At 63.5% G+C, this 18,987-nt stretch carries 20 protein-coding genes; 11 read left to right on the top strand and 9 right to left on the bottom strand.

The window, feature by feature from the left end; all coding sequences use genetic code 11:
- The 5 genes from mbhE to ACK41X_RS16795 all read right to left on the bottom strand — a co-directional run.
- Window positions 1-656 (bottom strand): hydrogen gas-evolving membrane-bound hydrogenase subunit E (gene mbhE / locus ACK41X_RS16815; RefSeq protein ID WP_409725687.1); only part of this gene is annotated, 656 nt, incomplete at its 3' end.
- A complete protein-coding gene (mnhG, locus tag ACK41X_RS16810; RefSeq protein WP_409725685.1) occupies window positions 656-994 on the bottom strand; it encodes a monovalent cation/H(+) antiporter subunit G in 339 nt (112 codons plus the stop codon). The genes mbhE and mnhG, both read right to left, overlap by 1 nt.
- Before the next feature lie 3 nt (window positions 995-997).
- On the bottom strand, window positions 998-1,240 hold the full coding sequence (locus tag ACK41X_RS16805; protein WP_409725683.1) for a hydrogenase subunit MbhD domain-containing protein: 243 nt from the start codon (window positions 1,238-1,240) through the stop codon (window positions 998-1,000).
- Window positions 1,241-1,245: 5 nt separating this feature from the next.
- Window positions 1,246-1,506: a monovalent cation/H+ antiporter complex subunit F gene (locus ACK41X_RS16800; RefSeq protein ID WP_409725681.1), complete on the bottom strand. Its 261-nt coding sequence runs from the start codon at window positions 1,504-1,506 to the stop codon at window positions 1,246-1,248.
- A complete protein-coding gene (locus ACK41X_RS16795) occupies window positions 1,499-2,017 on the bottom strand; it encodes a Na+/H+ antiporter subunit E (RefSeq protein ID WP_409725679.1) in 519 nt (172 codons plus the stop codon). The genes ACK41X_RS16800 and ACK41X_RS16795 overlap by 8 nt, the downstream gene beginning before the upstream one ends.
- A 327-nt stretch (window positions 2,018-2,344) precedes the next feature.
- On the opposite strand from ACK41X_RS16795, the gene ACK41X_RS16790 reads away from it, so the two are divergent.
- Entirely contained in the window at window positions 2,345-4,522 is a 2,178-nt protein-coding gene (locus ACK41X_RS16790) for a malate synthase G (RefSeq protein WP_409725677.1), read from the top strand.
- A gap of 85 nt (window positions 4,523-4,607) precedes the next feature.
- On the opposite strand, the gene ACK41X_RS16785 is transcribed toward ACK41X_RS16790, so the two are convergent.
- From ACK41X_RS16785 to ACK41X_RS16775, 3 genes are read right to left on the bottom strand one after another with little or no spacing between them, the layout of a single operon-like run.
- The gene (locus ACK41X_RS16785; protein WP_409725675.1) at window positions 4,608-5,189 is read right to left on the bottom strand and encodes a MarR family winged helix-turn-helix transcriptional regulator; all 582 of its coding nucleotides are present in this window, start codon (window positions 5,187-5,189) and stop codon (window positions 4,608-4,610) included.
- Window positions 5,186-6,400 (bottom strand): Gfo/Idh/MocA family protein, encoded by a 1,215-nt coding sequence (locus tag ACK41X_RS16780; protein WP_409725673.1) that lies wholly within the window; start codon window positions 6,398-6,400, stop codon window positions 5,186-5,188. Before ACK41X_RS16780 ends, ACK41X_RS16785 begins: the two co-directional genes overlap by 4 nt.
- 4 nt (window positions 6,401-6,404) lie before the next feature.
- Complete coding sequence (locus ACK41X_RS16775; RefSeq protein WP_409725672.1) at window positions 6,405-7,370, bottom strand: PDR/VanB family oxidoreductase; 966 nt, start codon at window positions 7,368-7,370, stop codon at window positions 6,405-6,407.
- A 186-nt stretch (window positions 7,371-7,556) separates the two neighbouring features.
- Between ACK41X_RS16775 and ACK41X_RS16770 the strand changes: the two genes are divergently transcribed.
- From ACK41X_RS16770 to phoB, 10 genes are all read left to right on the top strand, one after another.
- Window positions 7,557-8,843 (top strand): Rieske 2Fe-2S domain-containing protein, encoded by a 1,287-nt coding sequence (locus ACK41X_RS16770; protein ID WP_409725670.1) that lies wholly within the window; start codon window positions 7,557-7,559, stop codon window positions 8,841-8,843.
- A 77-nt stretch (window positions 8,844-8,920) separates the two neighbouring features.
- Complete coding sequence (locus ACK41X_RS16765; protein ID WP_409725668.1) at window positions 8,921-9,880, top strand: ABC transporter substrate-binding protein; 960 nt, start codon at window positions 8,921-8,923, stop codon at window positions 9,878-9,880.
- Window positions 9,881-10,043: 163 nt separating this feature from the next.
- A complete protein-coding gene (locus ACK41X_RS16760; protein ID WP_409725666.1) occupies window positions 10,044-11,138 on the top strand; it encodes a lysylphosphatidylglycerol synthase domain-containing protein in 1,095 nt (364 codons plus the stop codon).
- Window positions 11,139-11,196: 58 nt separating this feature from the next.
- On the top strand, window positions 11,197-12,459 hold the full coding sequence (locus tag ACK41X_RS16755; protein ID WP_409725664.1) for an ATP-binding protein: 1,263 nt from the start codon (window positions 11,197-11,199) through the stop codon (window positions 12,457-12,459).
- Between the two features lie 136 nt (window positions 12,460-12,595).
- Window positions 12,596-13,657 (top strand): PstS family phosphate ABC transporter substrate-binding protein, encoded by a 1,062-nt coding sequence (locus tag ACK41X_RS16750; RefSeq protein ID WP_409725662.1) that lies wholly within the window; start codon window positions 12,596-12,598, stop codon window positions 13,655-13,657.
- 64 nt (window positions 13,658-13,721) lie between these two features.
- The gene (gene pstC, locus ACK41X_RS16745; RefSeq protein WP_409725660.1) at window positions 13,722-15,095 is read left to right on the top strand and encodes a phosphate ABC transporter permease subunit PstC; all 1,374 of its coding nucleotides are present in this window, start codon (window positions 13,722-13,724) and stop codon (window positions 15,093-15,095) included.
- Window positions 15,095-16,384, top strand: coding sequence for a phosphate ABC transporter permease PstA (pstA, locus tag ACK41X_RS16740; protein ID WP_409725658.1), 1,290 nt, complete (start codon window positions 15,095-15,097; stop codon window positions 16,382-16,384). Before pstC ends, pstA begins: the two co-directional genes overlap by 1 nt.
- Before the next feature lie 59 nt (window positions 16,385-16,443).
- Entirely contained in the window at window positions 16,444-17,235 is a 792-nt protein-coding gene (pstB, locus tag ACK41X_RS16735) for a phosphate ABC transporter ATP-binding protein PstB (protein WP_409725689.1), read from the top strand.
- Window positions 17,236-17,260: 25 nt separating this feature from the next.
- Complete coding sequence (gene phoU, locus ACK41X_RS16730; RefSeq protein WP_409725656.1) at window positions 17,261-17,974, top strand: phosphate signaling complex protein PhoU; 714 nt, start codon at window positions 17,261-17,263, stop codon at window positions 17,972-17,974.
- Window positions 17,975-17,987: 13 nt separating this feature from the next.
- On the top strand, window positions 17,988-18,698 hold the full coding sequence (phoB, locus tag ACK41X_RS16725) for a phosphate regulon transcriptional regulator PhoB (protein ID WP_409725654.1): 711 nt from the start codon (window positions 17,988-17,990) through the stop codon (window positions 18,696-18,698).
- 102 nt (window positions 18,699-18,800) lie between these two features.
- On the opposite strand, the gene ACK41X_RS16720 is transcribed toward phoB, so the two are convergent.
- Window positions 18,801-18,987 (bottom strand): GcrA family cell cycle regulator (locus ACK41X_RS16720; RefSeq protein ID WP_409725652.1); only part of this gene is annotated, 187 nt, incomplete at its 5' end.

Raw genomic sequence — 18,987 nt, 5'->3', positions numbered from 1 at the left:
CCGACCTTGACGCCGAGCAGCACGGATAGAACCGGGATCGCGCCCGCGCTGAAGAAGCCGCCGAATTCGCCGAGCGGGAGCACGCGGTTGTCGAGAAAGCCCCCTGCGAAGATCAGTCCGGCAATGCCGGCGACCACAAACAGCACGCCCGCGACGGATTCGGTGATGCTGAGAAAAGCGGAATTGAGCGCCTGCGACGGATTGGCGAGCAGCAGCAGCAGCACGGCGGATGCGATCACCGCGCCGCCCTGGAAGCCGCCGCCTGCGGAGATATGGCCGTTCATGATGATATAGGCCGCAAAGATTGCGATCAGCGGCACCATGATTTGCGTGGCACTCTGCACAATTTCCGACGCGGGCGTCTTGCCCTCAGCCTCTGCCGGTTCGGCCCCTGAAGGCTTGCCGGATGCGCCGAGCACCAGACCGGCACCGGCCGCGACCATGAACAAGACGGCCACCTCTCCTAACGTGTCGAAGGCGCGGTAGGTGAGCAGAATGCCGGTGATGACGTTCGGCGCGCCGAGATCGAACGGCACCAGCCGCACATAGCTTTCGGCGAGCGGACGCAGCACCTGCTGCTCGGTATGGCCGATCGCGATGCTGGCAAAGATCAGAGCGATCAGTGCGACGGCAATCGCGGACAGGATGCGTTGCATCACGCATGATCCCTTACGGCTGCATCCGCTTTGCCGGGAGCGCTCGCCCCGGACGCTCCGGCCATCGGAATGCCGATACGGCGCGCCGCGCGCGCCAGCGCATGCGAGGAGACCGGGTTGGTCATGAACACGAAGTAGATCAGGATCAGGAGCTTGAGGCTCCAGCCCGGGTGATACACGGCGATTCCGATCAGGATCAGCGCATTGCCGAGCGTCGAGGCCTTGGTGCCGGCCTGCATGCGCGTGAAAGCGTCCGGCATGCGCAGCATGCCAAGGCCGGCGGAGAAATGGAAAACCGCGCCGAGCAGGATGAACAGGCTTCCGATCAATTCAGCCATGGCTTACTCCCTCGCGCCCGCCGTCCGGCGGATCGCGTAAAGGAAGATGAGCGTGGAAAGCCCCGATCCGATCGATGCTTCGGTCATGCCGACATCCGGCGCGCCGAGCAGGACATAGCAGACCGCTGCGAACAGCGTCGCCAGCCCTCCGCTCACCGCGGCGGCCAGCACCCCGCGCAGGGTGACCGCAAGAAGGCCGCTGACCAGGATGGCGGCGCAGATGAGCATGACGAGGATTTCGAGCATCACCGCTAAAGCCCGCGTTCGAGATAGCGTGCCGTGGCCACGACCGCGAGAAAACTCAGCACGCCATAGACCAATGCGACATCGAGATAGATGAAACGGCCCGCGATATGCGCGTAGAGCACGATCATGGAGATGGAGATGACCGTCAACAGATCGATCGCCGCGATGCGGTCGACCACGGTATTGCCGAGGATCAGGCGCAGCACCGCGAACGCAATGGCGAAGAACAGCAGCGCGCCCGCCAGAATGAGAATGGCGTCAGCCAAACGTCTTCTCCAGATCGGCTTCGAATGGACCGGCGATAAGGCGCGCCGCTTCTTCCGGATTGTCCGTCTGCATGTCCAGGCAATGCACGGTCAGCGTATCGCCATCGAGGTCGACCACCAGAGAGCCTGGTGTCAACGCGATGGAATTTGCGAGCGCGAGACGTCCGACCGGGGTTTTCAGCCGCGTCTTGATCCTGACGATGCGGGGGTGAATGTCGATACGCGGCGCATAGACATAGCGCAGCATGTTAAGATTGGCCCGCACCATCTCGATGAAGAAGACGCCGGTATAGCGGATAAAATGAAACAGCCGTGCCGGCGAGAATCGGATGTCGGACCAGGCCGGAAAATGGCGGACGAACACGAGGGCGAGCACGGCGGATATCAACACGCCGGCGACGATGGACGAGGTGGCGAGCGATGAATTGGCGGCGAACCAGATGACGGTCAGCAGCAGCCACAGCCAGAAAAAACCGCCCGGCCGTCCGGTGGCGTGATTGCCCGGCGTCATGTCCTGAGCGCCTCCCCGGCGCTTCGCTTCAGCAGCGCGAGGATAGAAATCGCAGCGGACAAAAGCAACATAGCGTTGCCGGGCATCGTCAGACCCAGGCCGGGGGAGACGGTCGCACGTCCACACCGGCAGGCACCGTTGGACGGCTTGGGTCTCCGTCAAAGGCTGACGCAGAGGCGGGTACCACGATGCAGGGCAGGCTGCATCTTGACGGCTTCGTTGTCCGACCGTTTAACGGAACGCCGATGAAGCGGGAATGGCGGCGCCTTCCGATCATCACATGCCTTCCGATCATCACATGCCTCAAGTGCAAAGCGGGGAGCGTCAATGGCCGAGGATCGCGTTCACGTCGATGGCCTGTCAGTTGCCAAGGTGCTCCACGATTTCGTGGTTGGCGAGGTGCTGTCGGGCACCGGCGTCGAGTCTCAGCGCTTCTTTTCCGGACTCGCACGGATCGTGGCGCAGTTCGCGCCCCTCAATCGCGTCCTGGTCGCGAGGCGGGACGAGATCCAGCGGCAGATCGACGACTGGCACCGCGCCAGAAAGGGCAGGGATCATGACGCCGGCGAATACCGCAGCTTTCTGCAATCGATCGGATATCTGGTCCCGGAAGGTCCGGATTTTCGGATCGACACCGAAAATGTCGACGACGCGGTTGCCAAGGTCGCTGGGCCGCAGCTCGTGGTTCCGGTGTCGAATGCGCGTTACGCGCTGAACGCGGCCAACGCGCGCTGGGGCTCGCTCTACGATGCACTTTACGGTTCGGATGCGCTTGGCCTCGGACCGGCGCCGGCGGGCGGCTACGACGCAAAGCGCGGCGCGCAGGTTATTGCCTGGAGCAAATCGTTCCTGGATGAAGCCGCTCCGCTCGCCGGCGCATCGCATGCGGATGTGCGCGGCTATGCCATCCAGGACGGCGCGCTCGCCGCTTCGCTTGCGAGCGGGCAGAGCGCCAGCCTGGTTCGATCCGACCAACTGCGCGGCTTTCGTGGGTTGCCCGATGCGCCGCAGGCGCTTCTGCTGGTCAACAATGGCTTGCATGTCGAAATTGTCATCGACCGTTCGCATCGGATCGGCTGCGACGATCCCGCGGGCGTCGCGGATGTCCGCCTGGAGGCGGCGCTGACAACCATTATGGACCTTGAAGATTCGATCGCCGCCGTGGACCCGGACGACAAAGTTGCGGCCTACCGCAACTGGCTTGGCCTATGCAAAGGCTCGCTGACCGATACCTTCGTCAAGGGCGGCAACAGCGTGACCCGGACACTCGCCGAAGATCGTGTCTTTGCCGCGCCGGATGGCGGCGAAATCACGCTGCCCGGACGCAGCCTGATGCTGATTCGCAATGTCGGTCCGCTGATGACGGACGACGGCGTGCGCGATCTCAACGGCGAACCGGTGCCGGAGGAAATCCTCGATGCGCTGATTACCAGCGCGATCGCGCTGCATGACCTCAATGCGACCGGGATCCGTCGTAACAGCCGCACCGGCTCGATCTATATCGTCAAGCCCAAACTCCATGGACCCGAGGAAGTCGCCTATGTGAACGGGCTGTTCGCGGCGGTGGAGGATGTTCTCGGGCTCGCCCGCAACACACTCAAGATCGGCCTGATGGACGAGGAGCGGCGCACCACGGTCAATCTCAAGGAATGTATCCGCGCCGCGAAGTCGCGCATCTTCTTTATCAATACCGGCTTCCTCGATCGCACCGGCGACGAAATCCATACCTCCATGCTGGCCGGACCGATGATCCGCAAGGACGACATGCGCAATCATCGCTGGATCAAGGCCTATGAGGACTGGAATGTCGATATCGGTCTTGCCTGCGGGCTGCCGGGGCGCGCGCAGATCGGCAAGGGCATGTGGGCCAAGCCCGACATGATGCAGGCAATGCTGGAACAGAAGATCGGACATCCGCAGGCGGGCGCCAATTGCGCCTGGGTGCCGTCGCCGACCGCGGCGACCCTTCATGCCACGCATTATCACAAGGTGGACGTCCGCAGCCGGCAGGCGGATTTGGCGAAGCGGGCGCGCGCCAGTCTCGACGATATCCTTTCCATTCCGGTGGCGCGCGACACCAACTGGCCGCCCGATGCGATCCGTGCCGAGATCGAGAACAATGCGCAGGGGATACTGGGTTATGTGGTGCGCTGGATCGACCAGGGCATCGGCTGTTCGAAGGTGCCCGACATCCACGATGTTGGGCTGATGGAGGATCGTGCGACCTTGCGCATTTCCAGCCAGCATATTGCCAACTGGCTGCAGCACGGCATCGTTTCCCGGGCAATGGTGATGGATACGATGAAGCGCATGGCGGCGGTGGTTGATGGCCAGAATGCCGGCGATCCCAATTACCGTCCAATGGCGCCGGATTTTGAAACCTCGATCGCTTTCGCGGCGGCCTGCGATCTGGTTTTCAAGGGTACCGAATTGCCGAACGGCTATACCGAGCCGGTGTTGCACGCGCGGCGCGCCGAGAAGAAGCGCCAAGCCAGCCAGTCTTAAGGTCGCGCCATCGCGTTCAGGCCGCTTCGGATGCTGCTTGAGAGGGACCGGCCGCGGACCTTCGCGCTGCGGGCTGCTTCCGGTCTCATCCTGCCTGCCGGCCGCGCCTTCGTTTGCCGCTCGCCGCGACGCGCGACGCGAGCTCCCGTGTCGAGGGAATGCGGCGTTCCGGATCGGCCGAATCGGCTTCGTTGCGCGCGAGATTCTCGATGATGGCGAGCAAGGTACGCCGCGTCGCGGCGATATGGTCGGCCGGTACGCCGGCGACGGCGATCCGGTTCACGTCCTCGGCGAGCGGCACGAGCTTGTCCTTCAATTCGCGGCCTTTCGGCGTCAGGAACACATAGACCTTCTTGCGGTTGTCCGGCATCTGCCGCCGCGCGATATAGCCGAGCGTCTCCATCGCGTTCAGCGCGGAGAAGGTGGTGGGCTCCATCACGCCGGCTTCTTCGCTCAGTTCGCGCTGGGTCAGGCCATCCCGTTCCCAAAGGATGCGCAGGAACGTCCAATGCCCGAGCGAGACGCCATGGGCGGTCAGCCGCATCTGCAGCGCGCGAAGAAGCGCCCGGGTCGCGTCCTTCACAAGATGCGCCAGCCGGTCATTCGGCACCGCCTCGCGCCAGTGCTTCAGGATCGTCTCGGTGCCGCCTTGCTTGCGCCGGCTCATCCGACCGCTCCCGGTCGCGCTCCGCGCAATCCGGTCTGGTGATGCACCGTGATCTCGGATTGCGACCGTGCCGATTCAAGGATCGCGAGACAGACTTCCAGCGTCGCGCGCGACCATTCGCCGTCATGCAGAGGCGGCGTGCCGCGGATTATGGCATCGTAGAATTCATCGATCACCTCGATGCGCGGAATTGCCGGCACCGGCACCGGATCAAGCCCGACTGAATCGTCACCGTAGATGATGACGCCGTCGGGAGTCGGGCGCAGGTCGGCATGCTCGCACGACACCACGAACACGCCGAAATGCTGATGGCTGCGGTCCGGCGGCGGCGGACCCGGCGGCGCATAGCCGCTGCCGCCGAAATTGCGCGCGGCCTTGAGTGCGGCCTCCTCGCCGGCGTTCGATGCGGCCCGCAGCGCCTTGCGCATCGCGCCGTAGCGCGCGGGATCCTTCGGCAAGCCCATCTCGCCGACGAAACCCATGAACTCGTCCGAATCGAAATGGGCGTAACCGCTATAGGTGCAGGACGCGAACGCGCCATCCGCGAAAGCGAGCTGCGCGGAATAGGCGCCTTCGGTCGGCCGCGCCGGATCCCAATTGCCGGTATGTGCGCGCACGCGGCGCACATGGCCGCCGCCAAGCAGGCGCACGATGTCGATCTGATGCGCGCCCTGGCTGAAAACGACACCGCCGCCCTGGCGCGTGTCCATCTCTTCCGGGCGGCGCGGCCGCATCATGTAGTCCGTATAGTTGAAGGCATGGATCATGCGCACCGCGCCGAATGCGCCGCTGTCGATCAGGTTTCGCGCATGCAGGACCGGCGCATTGAAGCTGTGGCTGTGGCCGACCACGAGCTGGACGCCCGCCCGCCGCACCGCCTCGATCATCGCCGTGCATTCATCAAGCCGGACCGCGATCGGCTTCTCGACCAGCACGTGCTTGCCATGCGCCGCGGCGACCGTCACATGCTCCGCATGCATCTGGTGCGGGGTGGCGATGTAAAGGGCCTCGACCGCGGGATCGGCGCATAAAGCCTCGACCGTATCGTAGGTCCTGGCTGCGAAGTCTTCTTCAAAGCGCTTGCGCGCCTCCGGCCGAAGGTCGGTCGCCGCGACCAGCGCGATGCGCGGATCGGCCGCAAAGGTCGGCAGCATCAGCGTGAAGGCGCGGCCGAGCCCTGCAATGCCGAGACGGAGCGGGCGGTCTGCCATCGGCTCACCGGTCGATGACGATCTCGGGCGTCAATGCCCGCGACACGCAGAGCATGATCTGGCTTTGGCGCTCATCATCGGTCAGCACCAGGTCGCGGTGGTCGGCTTTGCCTGCAATCAGACCCGTGCGGCAGGTGCCGCAGGTGCCGCTCTCGCACGAACTCGGCACCGTATGGCCCCTGGCCCGCAGCGCCTCAAGGATGGTGACGCCGGCAGGAACGTCAATGAGCTCGGCGGTCGAGGCGAGCTTGACCCGGAACGCCGTGTCGTCCGGGCGTTGCGATGGCGCATCGGCGAACGACAGGAAATGCACGGCCGCAGGGCTCCAATGCCCGGTCGCGTCACGTACCGCCTGCATCAGGCCGTGTGGCGCACAACAATAGATATGCGCGCGATTCTTGCGCTCCTCGACAATCGGCCAGAGATCGAGCGCCTTGTCCGGATCGCCATCGTCATAATGGAAGGCGACCTTGCCCTTGAATTCCGGCGCGCTCAGTCTTTCGCGGAATGCCGCCAATTCCGGCCGCCGCGCACAATAATACAGTTTGAATTTCTTCGCCGGGTCGTTGCTGAGTTCGTGGATCATGGCCATGACGGGCGCGATCCCGATTCCGCCGGCGATGAAGATGAAGTTGTCGCCGCGTTGCGGCAATTCGAAATCATTGGCCGGCGCCGAGATCGCCCATTCGTCGCCTTCACGCGCGTTGTCGCAGAGATAGACCGAGCCGCCGCGGCCCTGATCCTCGCGCTTGACGGCGATTCGGTAACGCTCGTGCTCTGCCGGATCGCCGCACAGCGCGTATTTCCGCACCATGCCGTTCGGGATGCGCAAAGAGATATGCGACCCCGCGGTAAAGGCCGGAAGTGCGCCGCCGTCACGATGCCGCATCTCGAACAGCACAATGCCCTCCGCAATCGTGTCAACGCGGGTGACGCGGACGGGAATATCGGTCTGCGATGTCGCATTCATGAGCGGAAGCCCTGATCGAAAGCCTGCTGAGCGGTAGCGCGCTGTACCCGCCTCATAATTCTGGTGCGCCGCACAAGCGCGGCGACGCGCCTGCTCGACAAACACGCTGGAATGATTATAGGATAAAAACTTAGAAGGCTAATAATTTCGTCCGGGAACCGGGCCTTGCCTGAGGGAGGCAATCCGATGATGACCGCCGAGGAAAACGATTTGCTGTGCCGCGTCGAAGGCGATGCGCCGATGGGCCAGATCATGCGCCGGCACTGGATGCCCGCCTGCCTGATCGAGGAGGTGGCGGAGCCTGATGGCAAGCCGCTGAAGGTGCGGCTGCTGGGCGAAGACCTCGTGGTGTTCCGCGACAGCGACGGACGGCTCGGCATCATCGACGAATATTGCCCGCACCGGCGCGCCTCGCTCGCCTTCGGCCGCAACGAGGAATGCGGTCTGCGCTGCCTCTATCACGGCTGGAAGATGGACGTGGACGGCAACGTGGTCGAGATGGCGTCGGAGCCGCCGGAGAGCGGATTTGCCGAGAAGGTGAAGGTCAAGGCTTATCCGGCAAAGGAATGGGGCGGCTTCGTCTGGACCTATATGGGGCCGCGCGAAACCATGCCCGATTTCGAGCCGCCGGCCTTTGCGCCGACCGAGAATACGCGGGTCTCGATCGTCAAAATTCACGTCAACTGCAATTGGGCGCAGATCCTCGAAGGCCAGATCGACTCGGCGCATTCGTCGAGCCTGCATTCCTCCGACATGCGGCCGGCCAAGGTCGATGCGGCAAAGGCGGTCGATACGCACTGGCTGCGGCCTTCGACCGACAAGGCGCCGCGGCTACAGGTGGAGCGGACAAGCTTCGGCTTTCATTATGCAGCAATCCGCCGTCCGATCGCCAATGCCAATGTCAACGATTATGTGCGGGTGACGGTCTATGTTGCACCTTTCACCGCGCTGATCCCGCCGAACAATGCCTATAATGTCGCGACCGTGCTGACGCCGACCGATGACACCCATACAGCCTTTCATTTCATCGCATGGAGCGAGACCGGCGGTATCGAGCAGGAAGCGTGGCGCAAGTTCAATGTCGCGCAGCCGGGCATCGATTTGGATCACGCCTTCAACAATCTGCGGACGCGCGCCAACGATTACGGTCAGGACCGCAACGCCATGCGGCTCGGCAATTTCACCGGCATCAAGGGCATTCCGAACCAGGACATCGCCATGTGGGAGACCATGGGGCCGATCGCCGACCGCACCCGCGAGAAGCTCGGCGCCAGCGATCTGGCGGTGGTGGAATTTCGCAAGCTGATGGTCGATGCCGCACGGCAGATGCAGCAGACCGGGGTCGCGATCGGCACCCAGGCGCCGCGCATCCCGCATGTGAAAATCAGGTCGTTCGAGGGCATCGTGCCGAAATCGACCAACTGGCGCAGCTTCACGGTCGCGGGCGATGCGGAGCGCGAAAAGGTCGCCTGATCCGGCACCGCGCCGGCGATCAAAAAGATCACAAACAACGTCTCGCCAAGAAGACGGACAACGCAGGGAGGACGTGAATGAATAAACGAACTTTCGGCGCCTTGATCGGCGCCGTGGCGGCTGGCTGGCTGTTCGGCCTGCAACCCGCACTCGCACAGGACAAGCTGAAGCTTGCCGTCGGCCAGCGCGGCAACTGGGATACCTCGATTTCGGAGGTCGGCCAGCGCGCCGGCATCTTCAAGAAGCACGGGCTCGAACTCGACATCGTCTATACGCAGGGCGCGGGCGAGACCCTGCAGGCGACGCTCTCGGGCAGTGTGGACATCGGTGTCGCGGCCGGCATCATGGGCGTGCTCGGCGCTTATTCCAAAGGCGCCCCGGTCCGCATCATCGGAGCGGAGACAACCGGCGCCGCCGACCTCTACTGGTATGTGAAGTCGGATTCGCCGATCAAGTCGCTCAAGGACACCGCGGGGAAGACGCTCGCCTATTCCACCAACGGCTCCTCGACTCACGGGATCGTCACTGCCTTCATGAAGCAATACGGTCTGTCGGCGAAACCGACCGCGACCGGCGGCCCTCCCGGCACGCTGACGCAGGTGATGTCCGGGCAGATCGATGTCGGCTGGGCGGCGCCGCCCTTCGGGCTCGACCAGCTCGATCAGAACCAGATCCGCATCATCGCCAGCGGCAATGACGCCGATGTCTTCAAGGGCCAGACCGTGCGTCTGCTTGCGACCACCGCGCCGGTCCTTCAATCCAAGAAGGATGCAATCGACCGCTACATGAAGGCTTATCGCGAGACCATCGACTTCATGTATACCGACGAGGGACTGAAGGTGTATGCCGACTGGCTGAAGATTCCGGAAGCCAAGGCGCGCCGCACCCGGGACGACTTCTTTCCCAAGGACGCCATCAACCCCGACCGCATCGTCGGCCTGGACACCATCGTCAAGGACGCGGTGGCGTTGAAATTCACCGCCAACGAACTGACCAAGGAACAGCTGGCTGAAATCATCCAGATTCCGCCGCGCTAGCGTCCCATTGCCGGTGGCTGCATGGGATTGTTATCCGGTTGCGGGCTGTCAAGGCTCGCAACCGCGCGGTTTTTTGCCGCCTTTGCTTGCGCGCCCGGACTTCTGGTAGTACCTCGCCCCGGCCCGGCACAACGACATAAAGACAGGGCTCAGCGGGGTTTGCATGGTTGAAATGCTGCGCGCGGTGGCGCGCTTCGTCAGCGAGAAAATCGGTTGGCACCGGATCGGCTTTGCGCTGAGCCTCCTTATCATCGCTGTGGCCGCGGTGGTCCTGTTCCGCATGCTGCGTGGCATCGATGTGAACGAGGTGATCAACGCGCTGCGCGCGACCCCCTCCTACGACATCGTGCTTGCTGCGCTGTTCGTGGCGTTCGGCTATTTCACCCTGACTTTTTACGATCTGTTCGCCCTGCGCACCATTGGCCGCAAGGACGTGTCCTATGCGACGGCGGCACTCGCCGGCTTCACCAGCTATTCGGTCGGACATAATGTCGGCGCCAGCGCCTTCACCGGCGGCGCAGTCCGCTACCGGGTCTATTCCGCGCATGGTGTCAGTGCGATCGAGGTCGCAAAAATCTGCTTCATCGCCGGCCTGACCTTCTGGCTCGGCAATGCGACCGTGCTTGGGCTCGGGATTTTCTACGCGCCGGAAGCGGCGAGCGCGATCAACCAATTGCCGGAATGGTTCAACCGGACGCTTGCCGGCATCACGATCGCCGTCCTGATCGCCTATGTGACATGGGTCTGGATCCGGCCGCGCGCGATCGGCCGCGACGGCTGGAAAGTGACCTTGCCGGGCGGCCCGCTCACCTTCCTGCAAATCGTGATCGGTATCGTCGATCTCGGCTGCTGCGCGGCGGCGATGTATCTTCTGCTGCCGCAGCAGCCGCATATCGACTTCATCCTGCTCGCGGTGATCTTCGTCTCCGCGACGCTGCTCGGCTTCGCCAGCCATTCGCCGGGCGGGCTTGGCGTGTTCGATGCGGCGATGCTGGTCGCGCTCTGGCAGTTCAATACCGAGGAACTGCTTGCCAGCCTGCTCCTGTTCAGGCTTCTTTACTACATCATTCCTTTCACCCTCGCGCTCGCCATCCTCGGCGGACGCGAGATCGTGAAGGGCATGTTCTCGAACCGGGTTCCGCCGCTCGGGGAGATTGCGTCCGATGTGTTCATCGCGCCTCCAGGCGGCGAATGCGTGAGTGCAAAGCAAGAGCCGCATCCCGAAAAGCCATCCAATGCCGACGGACCCAAGCAATGAGCGCAACCACACAGCGGCGGGGGCGGCCGCCCGCACCGGCCGTTACAGGCTGTGGCTCATGGCGGCCATTGCCGTTGCGGCGATCGCCGTGCCGGTCGCGCTCGGCGGGCTGAGCGCGGCTTTCGGTCTTCCCGCGGCGGCGGCGGTGATCGTCGCGGCTTGGTATTTCGGGCGCGGCGAGGAGGAACAGGCGGCTGCCGCGCAGAGCGCGCCCGCATCTGCGCCGCCCGATGACAGCAGCCTGTTCAGCGATGTGATCGCCGCGTTGCCGGACCCGACCGTGCTGCTCGACACCGATGGCCGCGTCCTGACGGCGAATGCGTCTGCGCAGGCCATCGCGCCGGCGTTGCGGCGCGGGGAGCCCGCCGCGCTCGCACTGCGCATTCCCGAAGTGGTCGAAGCGATCCGCCGGGCGGCGCTGGGCCGCAAGGCCGAGCGCGCCGAATTCGCCGAGCGCGTCCCGCCGGAACGCTGGTTCGAGGTCTATGTCACGCCGCTGCGCACCGGCAGCGCAGCCGACGCCAAGCCCCGGCTGCTCCTGACATTCCGCGACCTGACCCCGATCCGCCGGGTCGAGGAAATGCGGGTGGATTTCGTCGCCAATGCCAGCCATGAGCTGCGCACCCCGCTTGCGGCCCTGTCCGGCTTTATCGAGACGCTGAAAGGCCCGGCCCGCAACGACGCGCCCGCGCGCGAACGCTTCCTCGACATCATGGAGGCGCAGGCCAAGCGCATGGCGCGGCTGATCGACGATCTGTTGTCGCTGTCGCGGATCGAGCTCGCCGCGCATGTGCGTCCTGAAACGCCGCTCGATCTGCAGCCCATCATCCGCCAGGTCATCGACGCACTTCAGATGCTGGCGCGCGACCGCGGCGTGGAGGTCACCGTCCACGCGCCGAAGGAACCCCTGATCGTTTCGGCCGATCGCGACGAACTCACCCGCGTGTTCGAGAATCTCATCGAGAATGCGCTGAAATACGGCGCCTCGGGCAAGCGCGTGGAGATCACGCTGTCGCGGGCCTTTGCGGTGAGCGGCGGCGAAGAGGCGGTCGCCGCGGTACGCGATTACGGACCCGGCATCGCCGCCGAACATCTGCCGCGGCTGACCGAGCGGTTTTACCGCGTCGACGTTGCCGAAAGCCGCGAGCAGGGCGGCACCGGCCTCGGTCTTGCGCTGGTCAAGCACATCATGAACCGGCATCGCGGCAGGCTGACCATCGAGAGCCGTCCGGGCGAGGGTGCGACATTCACCGTCCGCCTGCCAATTTCCACAAGCGCCGCCCAAGCGCCACGGAAAATCGCTGAAAAATCAGCCAACTAGACTGTCATCCAACTGTCATCCAGCGGTCATAGAACCTACGCGGTGTAGCCGCTAGGGACCGGCGGTATCCGGGCGGGGCGTTCCCCCGGCCATCATACAAAGCAACCGCCCGGGCCCTTTAACGAAGGAGAGACCCTTGAAAACCACGTCCATCGTAAGCGCCTCGGCGCTTGCGCTTGCTGGCATTCTTGCTGCCAGCGGCGCCCAGGCGCAGACCCGCGACCAGATTCGCGTGGTCGGCTCCTCGACCGTGTTCCCCTATTCGCAGGCGGTTGCCGAAGAATTTGCCAAGCAGACCAAGCGCAAGTCCCCGGTTGTCGAATCGACCGGCACCGGCGGCGGCTTCAAGGTGTTCTGCCAGGGCGTTGGCCCGGCTCATGCCGACATGACCGGCGCCTCGCGTGCGATGAAGAAGTCGGAATTCGCCGAATGCGTGAAGAACGGCGTCACCGATATCACCGAATTGCAGATCGGCTTCGACGGCCTGTCGATCGCCGTCTCGCGCAAAAACAATTTCGACTGGAACCTGACCGAGCGTGAAATCTTCCTGGCGCTCGCCGCCGAAGTGCCGGACGAGAAGGGCGAAAAGCTGATTCCCAATCCCTACAAGACCTGGAATCAGATCAACCCGAAGCTGCCAAATACAAAGATCGAAGTGTTCGGTCCGCCCCCGACCTCGGGTACCCGCGATGCGTTCGTCGAGCTGACCATGCATGACGGCTGCGATGCGCTGCCCTACTTCAAGGAGTTGAAGAAGAAGGACGCCAAGGCCTGGAACACCGCCTGCAGCCGCATGCGCCAGGACGGCCCCTTCATCGAAGCCGGCGAGAACGACAACCTGATCGTGCAGCGTCTGCAGTCAGACCCCAACACCATGGGCATTTTCGGCTATTCGTTCCTGTACGAGAATCAGGACTCGCTGAAGGCCGTCAAGGTGGAAGGTGTCGCTCCGACCTTCGAGACCATCGCCGACAACAGCTACAAGATCGCCCGTCCGATCTTCTTTTATATCAAGAACGCGCACCGCAACGTGATCCCGGGCATGCCCGAGTTCATCGCGGAATATGTCAGCGACAATGCGCTCGGCAAGAGCGGCTATCTGGCCGAGCGCGGCCTGACCGTTTTGCCGGATGCAACGCGCAAGAAGGTGCAGGACGCGGCCAAGTCGGCGGCGAAGCTCGCAGAACCCCAGTCCTAAGTCTGGGTCACTCAAGGGGGTCGCGGGAAACCGCGATCCCTCCGTTTCGGGGAAGGGGCTTGCCGTGTTTGGTTATGCACTCGCTTTGATTATTGCGATGTCGCTGGTGGCTTTCTTTATCGGCCGCCGTCAGGCTTACGCGATCGCGGGCGGCGCTCCGCTCCATTCGAGGCCGGTTTATCACGGTGCCTTTGTCGCGATCTGGGTGGGATTGCCTTCTCTCGTTCTCATCCTGTTGTGGACCGCCTTCCAGGGCCCGATTATCGACCGGTTGCTGATTGCGACTTTGCCTGAGGATATGACGGCAAATGCCTCATCCGCGCAGATCGCCTTGTACCTGTCCGAAATCAAGAACGTCGCGTCCGGCCAGATTTTCTCCGAGCCGAGCCCCGCGATCCGCGCCGCAGCCGCCACCTATACAAGCTGGGCTGAGATCGCACGCTGGGCCATGGTGGCGACCGCGGCGGCGGCGACCATCGTCGGATTGCTGTTCGCCCGCTCGCTGCTGAAATCGCGCTTCCGCGCACGAAACAACTTCGAGCGCATCATTACCGGCCTGATGATCTTCTGTTCGATCGTCGCCATCCTGACCACCCTCGGCATCGTCGCATCGCTGCTCTACGAATCGTTCCGCTTCTTTTCGCGCGTGCCGATCCATGAATTTCTGTTCGGCCTGCGCTGGGAACCGCAGATTCCGATCCGCGAGGACCAGGTGGCCGGCCTCGGCGCGTTCGGCGCGGTGCCTGTCTTTACCGGCACGATCCTGATCGCAACCATCGCCATGCTGTTTGCGATCCCGATCGGCATTCTCTCGGCGGTCTATCTGGTGGAATTTGCAAACGACAATGTGCGAAAGGTAGTGAAGCCGCTGCTTGAAATCTTGTCCGGCGTGCCGACGGTGGTCTACGGCTTTTTCGCGGTGCTGACCGTTGCGCCCGCAATCCGGCAGACAGGATCGGCGATGGGGATTGCCATATCGCCGAATTCCGCACTCGCGGCCGGCGCCGTGATGGGCATCATGATTATCCCCTTTATATCGTCGCTGTCGGACGACGCGCTGAAAGCGGTGCCGCGCGCCATGCGCGATGGCTCTCTGGCAATGGGCGCGACCGTCAGCGAGACGATGACGAAGGTGCTCATTCCCGCTGCGCTCCCAGGCATCATGGGCGGCATTCTGCTGGCGCTGAGCCGTGCGATCGGCGAGACCATGATTGTGGTGATGGCGGCCGGCCTGATCGCCACGCTCACTTTCAACCCGGTTGACAGCGTGACGACCGTGACCGTCCAGATCGTGACCTTGCTGATCGGCGACACCGAGTTCGAAAGCCCGAAGACGCTTGCGGCGTTCGCGCTCGGCCTCGTGCTCTTCATCGTGACGCTCGGGCTCAACGTGCTTGCCTTGAGCATCGTCCGGAAATATCGCGAGAAGTACGACTGATGACCGACATTTCGCTCCCTCGCACGACCATCGACTGGTCCACCAGCGAAGCCAAGACACGCCGAAGCCGCCGGCATGCCGCCGAAAAGCGCCTGCGCCTCTATGGACTTACCGCCATCGGGATCGCGATCGGGATGCTGTTCATCCTGGTCGCCTCCCTCGTCTATACAGGCTATCAGGCGTTCTTCCAGACGATGATCCGTCTGCAGGTGACGGTGAGCTCCGAACTCGTCAAGCCTGACAATATCGAGGGTGGAAATTATCGGGTGGTCGTGCGCGACGCGATGCTCAAGGCGGTGCCCGGCGTCACCAGTCCTGCCGATCAGCGCGCGCTAATCCAGATCATCTCGACCGATGCGCCTTTCGTCATCCGCAACATGGTTGCCGCCGATCCTTCGCTGATCGGTCAAACCTTCACCATCAACGTCCCGGCTTCGGACCCGTTCGATCAGCTCAACAAGGGCGTCATCCCGCGTGACGTGCCGGAGGATCAGCGCCGCGTCTCCGACAAGCAGATCGGCTGGTTCGACCAGATGGCCGCCAAGGGCATGGTGAGCATGCCGTTCAACTGGGGGCTGTTCTTCAATGCGGATAGCCGCTTCCCGGAGCAGGCAGGCCTCGCCGGCGCGATCGTCGGATCGTTCTATGCTTTGCTTGTCTGCTTCCTGATCAGCTTCCCGGTCGCGATTGCGGCCGCCGTCTATCTTGAGGAATTCGCGCCGAAAAACCGCTGGACCGACCTGATCGAGGTCAACATCAACAATCTGGCCGCCGTCCCGTCCGTGGTGTTCGGCCTGCTCGGCCTTGCGGTGTTCCTGCAGTTTTTTGGCCTGCCGCGCTCGGCGCCGCTGGTCGGCGGCATGGTGCTGTCGCTGATGACGCTGCCGACCATCATCATCGCGACGCGCGCGGCGCTCAAGGCCGTGCCGCCCTCGATCCGCGAGGCTGCGCTTGGAGTCGGCGCCTCCAAACACGAAATGATTATGCATCACGTGCTGCCGCTGGCGCTGCCCGGCATTCTGACCGGCACCATCATCGGACTTGCGCAAGCGCTGGGCGAAACCGCGCCGCTGCTCCTGGTCGGCATGAATGCCTTCATTACTGCGCCGCCCGGCGGCGTCCTGGAAGCCTCCACCGCGCTGCCCACCCAGATCTTCATCTGGGCCGACAGCCCGGAGCGGGGCTTCGTCTCCCGCACATCGGCCGCCATTCTGGTGCTGCTGATGTTCCTGATCGTCATGAACGCGATCGCCATCTATCTGCGCCAGCGCCTCGAACGCACCTGGTAGCCGAGTAGACAATTGAGGGTTACGCTATGCACGACGTAACGGCAGCACAGCTTCAGGAAATGAAGACCGATCTCGGTGCGGTGACGGCGGCGATGACGCCGAAGATTGTGGCGCGCGATGTCAATGTCCATTACGGCGAGAAGCACGCGCTGAAGTCGGTGTCGGTCGATATCCCGAGCCAAGCGGTCATGGCCTTCATCGGCCCCTCGGGCTGCGGCAAATCGACCTTCCTGCGTTGCTTCAACCGGATGAACGACACCGTGGAAGGCGCCCGCGTCGATGGCAAGATTCATCTCGACAACCGCGATATCTACGACCCCGATCTCGACGTCGTGGAACTGCGCGCGCGTGTCGGCATGGTGTTCCAGAAGCCCAATCCGTTCCCGAAATCGATCTTCGAGAATGTCGCCTATGGCCCGCGCATTCACGGCCTTGCCGCCTCGAAAGCCGATCTTGCCGCCACCGTTGAAAGCAGCTTGCGCAAGGCCGGCCTGTGGGACGAGGTGAAGGACCGGCTCAACGATCCCGGCACCGGCCTGTCCGGCGGCCAGCAGCAGCGGCTCTGCATCGCCCGCACCATCGCGGTATCGCCCGAAGTCATCCTCATGGACGAGCCGTGCTCGGCGCTCGATCCGATCGCGACCGCGCGCATCGAGGAACTGATCGACGAATTGCGGGCCAATTACACCATCATCATCGTGACCCATTCGATGCAGCAGGCGGCCCGCGTGTCGCAGCGCACCGCCTTCTTCCATCTCGGCAATCTGGTCGAGGAAGGTCCGACCGAGAGCATTTTCACCGCGCCGCAGGATCGCCGAACACAGGATTATATCACCGGCCGGTTCGGCTGAGCCGGCTCAGGCAAGGATCAGAACAATGACCGACCATATCGCCAAAGCCTTCGACGTCGATCTGCAGGATCTCAACCGCATGGTCGCCGAGATGGGCGGGCTTGCGGAAAAGGAAATCGCAGACGCGGTGCAGGCGTTGACCCGCCGCGACGCCGATCTCGCACGCAAGCTGATCGCAGCAGATGCCCAGATCGATGCGCTGCAGCGCGAGATCGAGGAGCGTGCCGTTCTCACCATCGCGCGCCGCCAGCCGATGGCGGTGGACCTGCGCGAAGTGGTCAGCGCGCTGCGCGTCTCCAACGAAATCGAGCGGATCGGCGATCTGGCCAAGAATATCGGCAAGCGCGTGCTCGATCTGAACGGAGACTATCCATCGCTGAAGCTGATCCGCGGCGTCGATCATATGGGCAGCCTGGTGCTGGACCAGCTCAAGCGGGTGCTGGATGCCTATGCCGCGCGCGACGTCGAGGCGGCGCTGGAGGTGTGGAAGCGCGACGAGGAAATCGACGCGATGTGTGTTTCGCTGTTCCGCGAACTTCTCACCTATATGATGGAAGACCCGCGCAACATCACCTTCTGCATCCATCTCCTGTTCTCGGCCAAGAACATCGAACGCATGGGGGATCACGCCACCAACATCGCCGAGACGGTGCATTACATGATCAAGGGCGAGCCGCTGATTTCGGAGCGCCCCAAGGCCGACACCACCAGCTTCGCACCATTGGCGGCGCGGGGATAACCGGAACCTGTCCATGAACGGCCAGAATGCGCGAATCCTGATCGTCGAGGACGAGGAGCCGCTGTCGCTCTTGCTGCGTTATAACCTCGAAACCGAGGGCTACGAGGTCGAGACGGTGGCGCGCGGCGACGACGCCGATACGCGCCTGCGCGAGAGCACGCCCGATCTCGTTGTGCTTGACTGGATGCTGCCCGGGCTCTCCGGCATCGAATTGTGCCGAAGACTGCGGGCGCGGCCCGAAACAAAGTCGCTGCCGATCATCATGCTGACCGCACGCGGCGAGGAAAGCGAGCGCGTGCGCGGGCTCTCGACCGGCGCCGACGATTACATCGTCAAGCCATTCTCGGTGCCGGAACTCGTGGCGCGGATTCGTGCATTGCTGCGCCGTGCGCGGCCGGAGCGGCTGGCCGATGTCCTCACGCTTGGCGAGATCGAGCTTGACCGTGTGAAGAAGCGCGTGTCGCGCGGCGGCCGCGACGTCGAACTCGGGCCGACGGAGTTTCGCCTGCTGGAATTCCTGATGGAGCGTCCGGGCCGGGTGTTTACCCGCGAACAGCTGCTGGACGGCGTCTGGGGCAGTGAGGTCTATATCGACGAGCGCACCGTCGACGTTCATGTCGGACGCTTGCGCAAGGCGCTCAATCGCGGCCGAGAGGACGACCCGATCCGCACCGTGCGCGGTTCGGGCTACGCCATCGACGACCGCTTCGGCCGCGCCAACTGATCAGCGACAAGAGGCCGCCGAAAAGTCCCCGCGTGATTGCGCCGCGCGGGGCCACAACCCGCGTTGTTCGAGACCTCTCCGGCGCTGCGTGTCAGCGGACAGTCAGCGGCTGGCCGGCCGCTTGTCGCGGCGCGAGGCGGGCGGCTGATAGGCAATACGCGCGTGATACGCGCAGTAGGGCAGTCCGGTGACGGCATTGCCGCCGCAGAAGTAGAATTCGCCGCTGGCCGGGTCGCCGATCGGCCATTTGCAGGTCTGTTCGTTCAGCTCCAGCAGCGTGCGGCGCTGT

The sequence above is a fragment of the Pseudorhodoplanes sp. genome, assembly GCF_046289595.1.
Taxonomy (GTDB): domain Bacteria; phylum Pseudomonadota; class Alphaproteobacteria; order Rhizobiales; family Xanthobacteraceae; genus Pseudorhodoplanes.
Note: the sequence above shows the minus strand (reverse complement) of the source record. Positions and strands in the feature narration are given on the sequence as shown.

What these genes read in the sequence shown, in the direction of transcription:
- ACK41X_RS16775 (WP_409725672.1), bottom strand. Translation starts at nt 7,370, where the DNA reads ATGAATGCGACATCGCAGACCGATATTCCCGTCCGCGTCACCCGCGTT.
- ACK41X_RS16755 (WP_409725664.1), top strand. Translation starts at nt 11,197, where the DNA reads ATGGCGGCCATTGCCGTTGCGGCGATCGCCGTGCCGGTCGCGCTCGGC.
- ACK41X_RS16770 (WP_409725670.1), top strand. Translation starts at nt 7,557, where the DNA reads ATGATGACCGCCGAGGAAAACGATTTGCTGTGCCGCGTCGAAGGCGAT.
- phoU (WP_409725656.1), top strand. Translation starts at nt 17,261, where the DNA reads ATGACCGACCATATCGCCAAAGCCTTCGACGTCGATCTGCAGGATCTC.
- ACK41X_RS16780 (WP_409725673.1), bottom strand. Translation starts at nt 6,400, where the DNA reads ATGGCAGACCGCCCGCTCCGTCTCGGCATTGCAGGGCTCGGCCGCGCC.
- pstA (WP_409725658.1), top strand. Translation starts at nt 15,095, where the DNA reads ATGACCGACATTTCGCTCCCTCGCACGACCATCGACTGGTCCACCAGC.
- phoB (WP_409725654.1), top strand. Translation starts at nt 17,988, where the DNA reads ATGAACGGCCAGAATGCGCGAATCCTGATCGTCGAGGACGAGGAGCCG.
- ACK41X_RS16760 (WP_409725666.1), top strand. Translation starts at nt 10,044, where the DNA reads ATGGTTGAAATGCTGCGCGCGGTGGCGCGCTTCGTCAGCGAGAAAATC.
- ACK41X_RS16805 (WP_409725683.1), bottom strand. Translation starts at nt 1,240, where the DNA reads ATGCTCGAAATCCTCGTCATGCTCATCTGCGCCGCCATCCTGGTCAGC.
- ACK41X_RS16785 (WP_409725675.1), bottom strand. Translation starts at nt 5,189, where the DNA reads ATGAGCCGGCGCAAGCAAGGCGGCACCGAGACGATCCTGAAGCACTGG.
- ACK41X_RS16790 (WP_409725677.1), top strand. Translation starts at nt 2,345, where the DNA reads ATGGCCGAGGATCGCGTTCACGTCGATGGCCTGTCAGTTGCCAAGGTG.
- mnhG (WP_409725685.1), bottom strand. Translation starts at nt 994, where the DNA reads ATGGCTGAATTGATCGGAAGCCTGTTCATCCTGCTCGGCGCGGTTTTC.
- ACK41X_RS16795 (WP_409725679.1), bottom strand. Translation starts at nt 2,017, where the DNA reads ATGACGCCGGGCAATCACGCCACCGGACGGCCGGGCGGTTTTTTCTGG.
- pstB (WP_409725689.1), top strand. Translation starts at nt 16,444, where the DNA reads ATGAAGACCGATCTCGGTGCGGTGACGGCGGCGATGACGCCGAAGATT.
- ACK41X_RS16765 (WP_409725668.1), top strand. Translation starts at nt 8,921, where the DNA reads ATGAATAAACGAACTTTCGGCGCCTTGATCGGCGCCGTGGCGGCTGGC.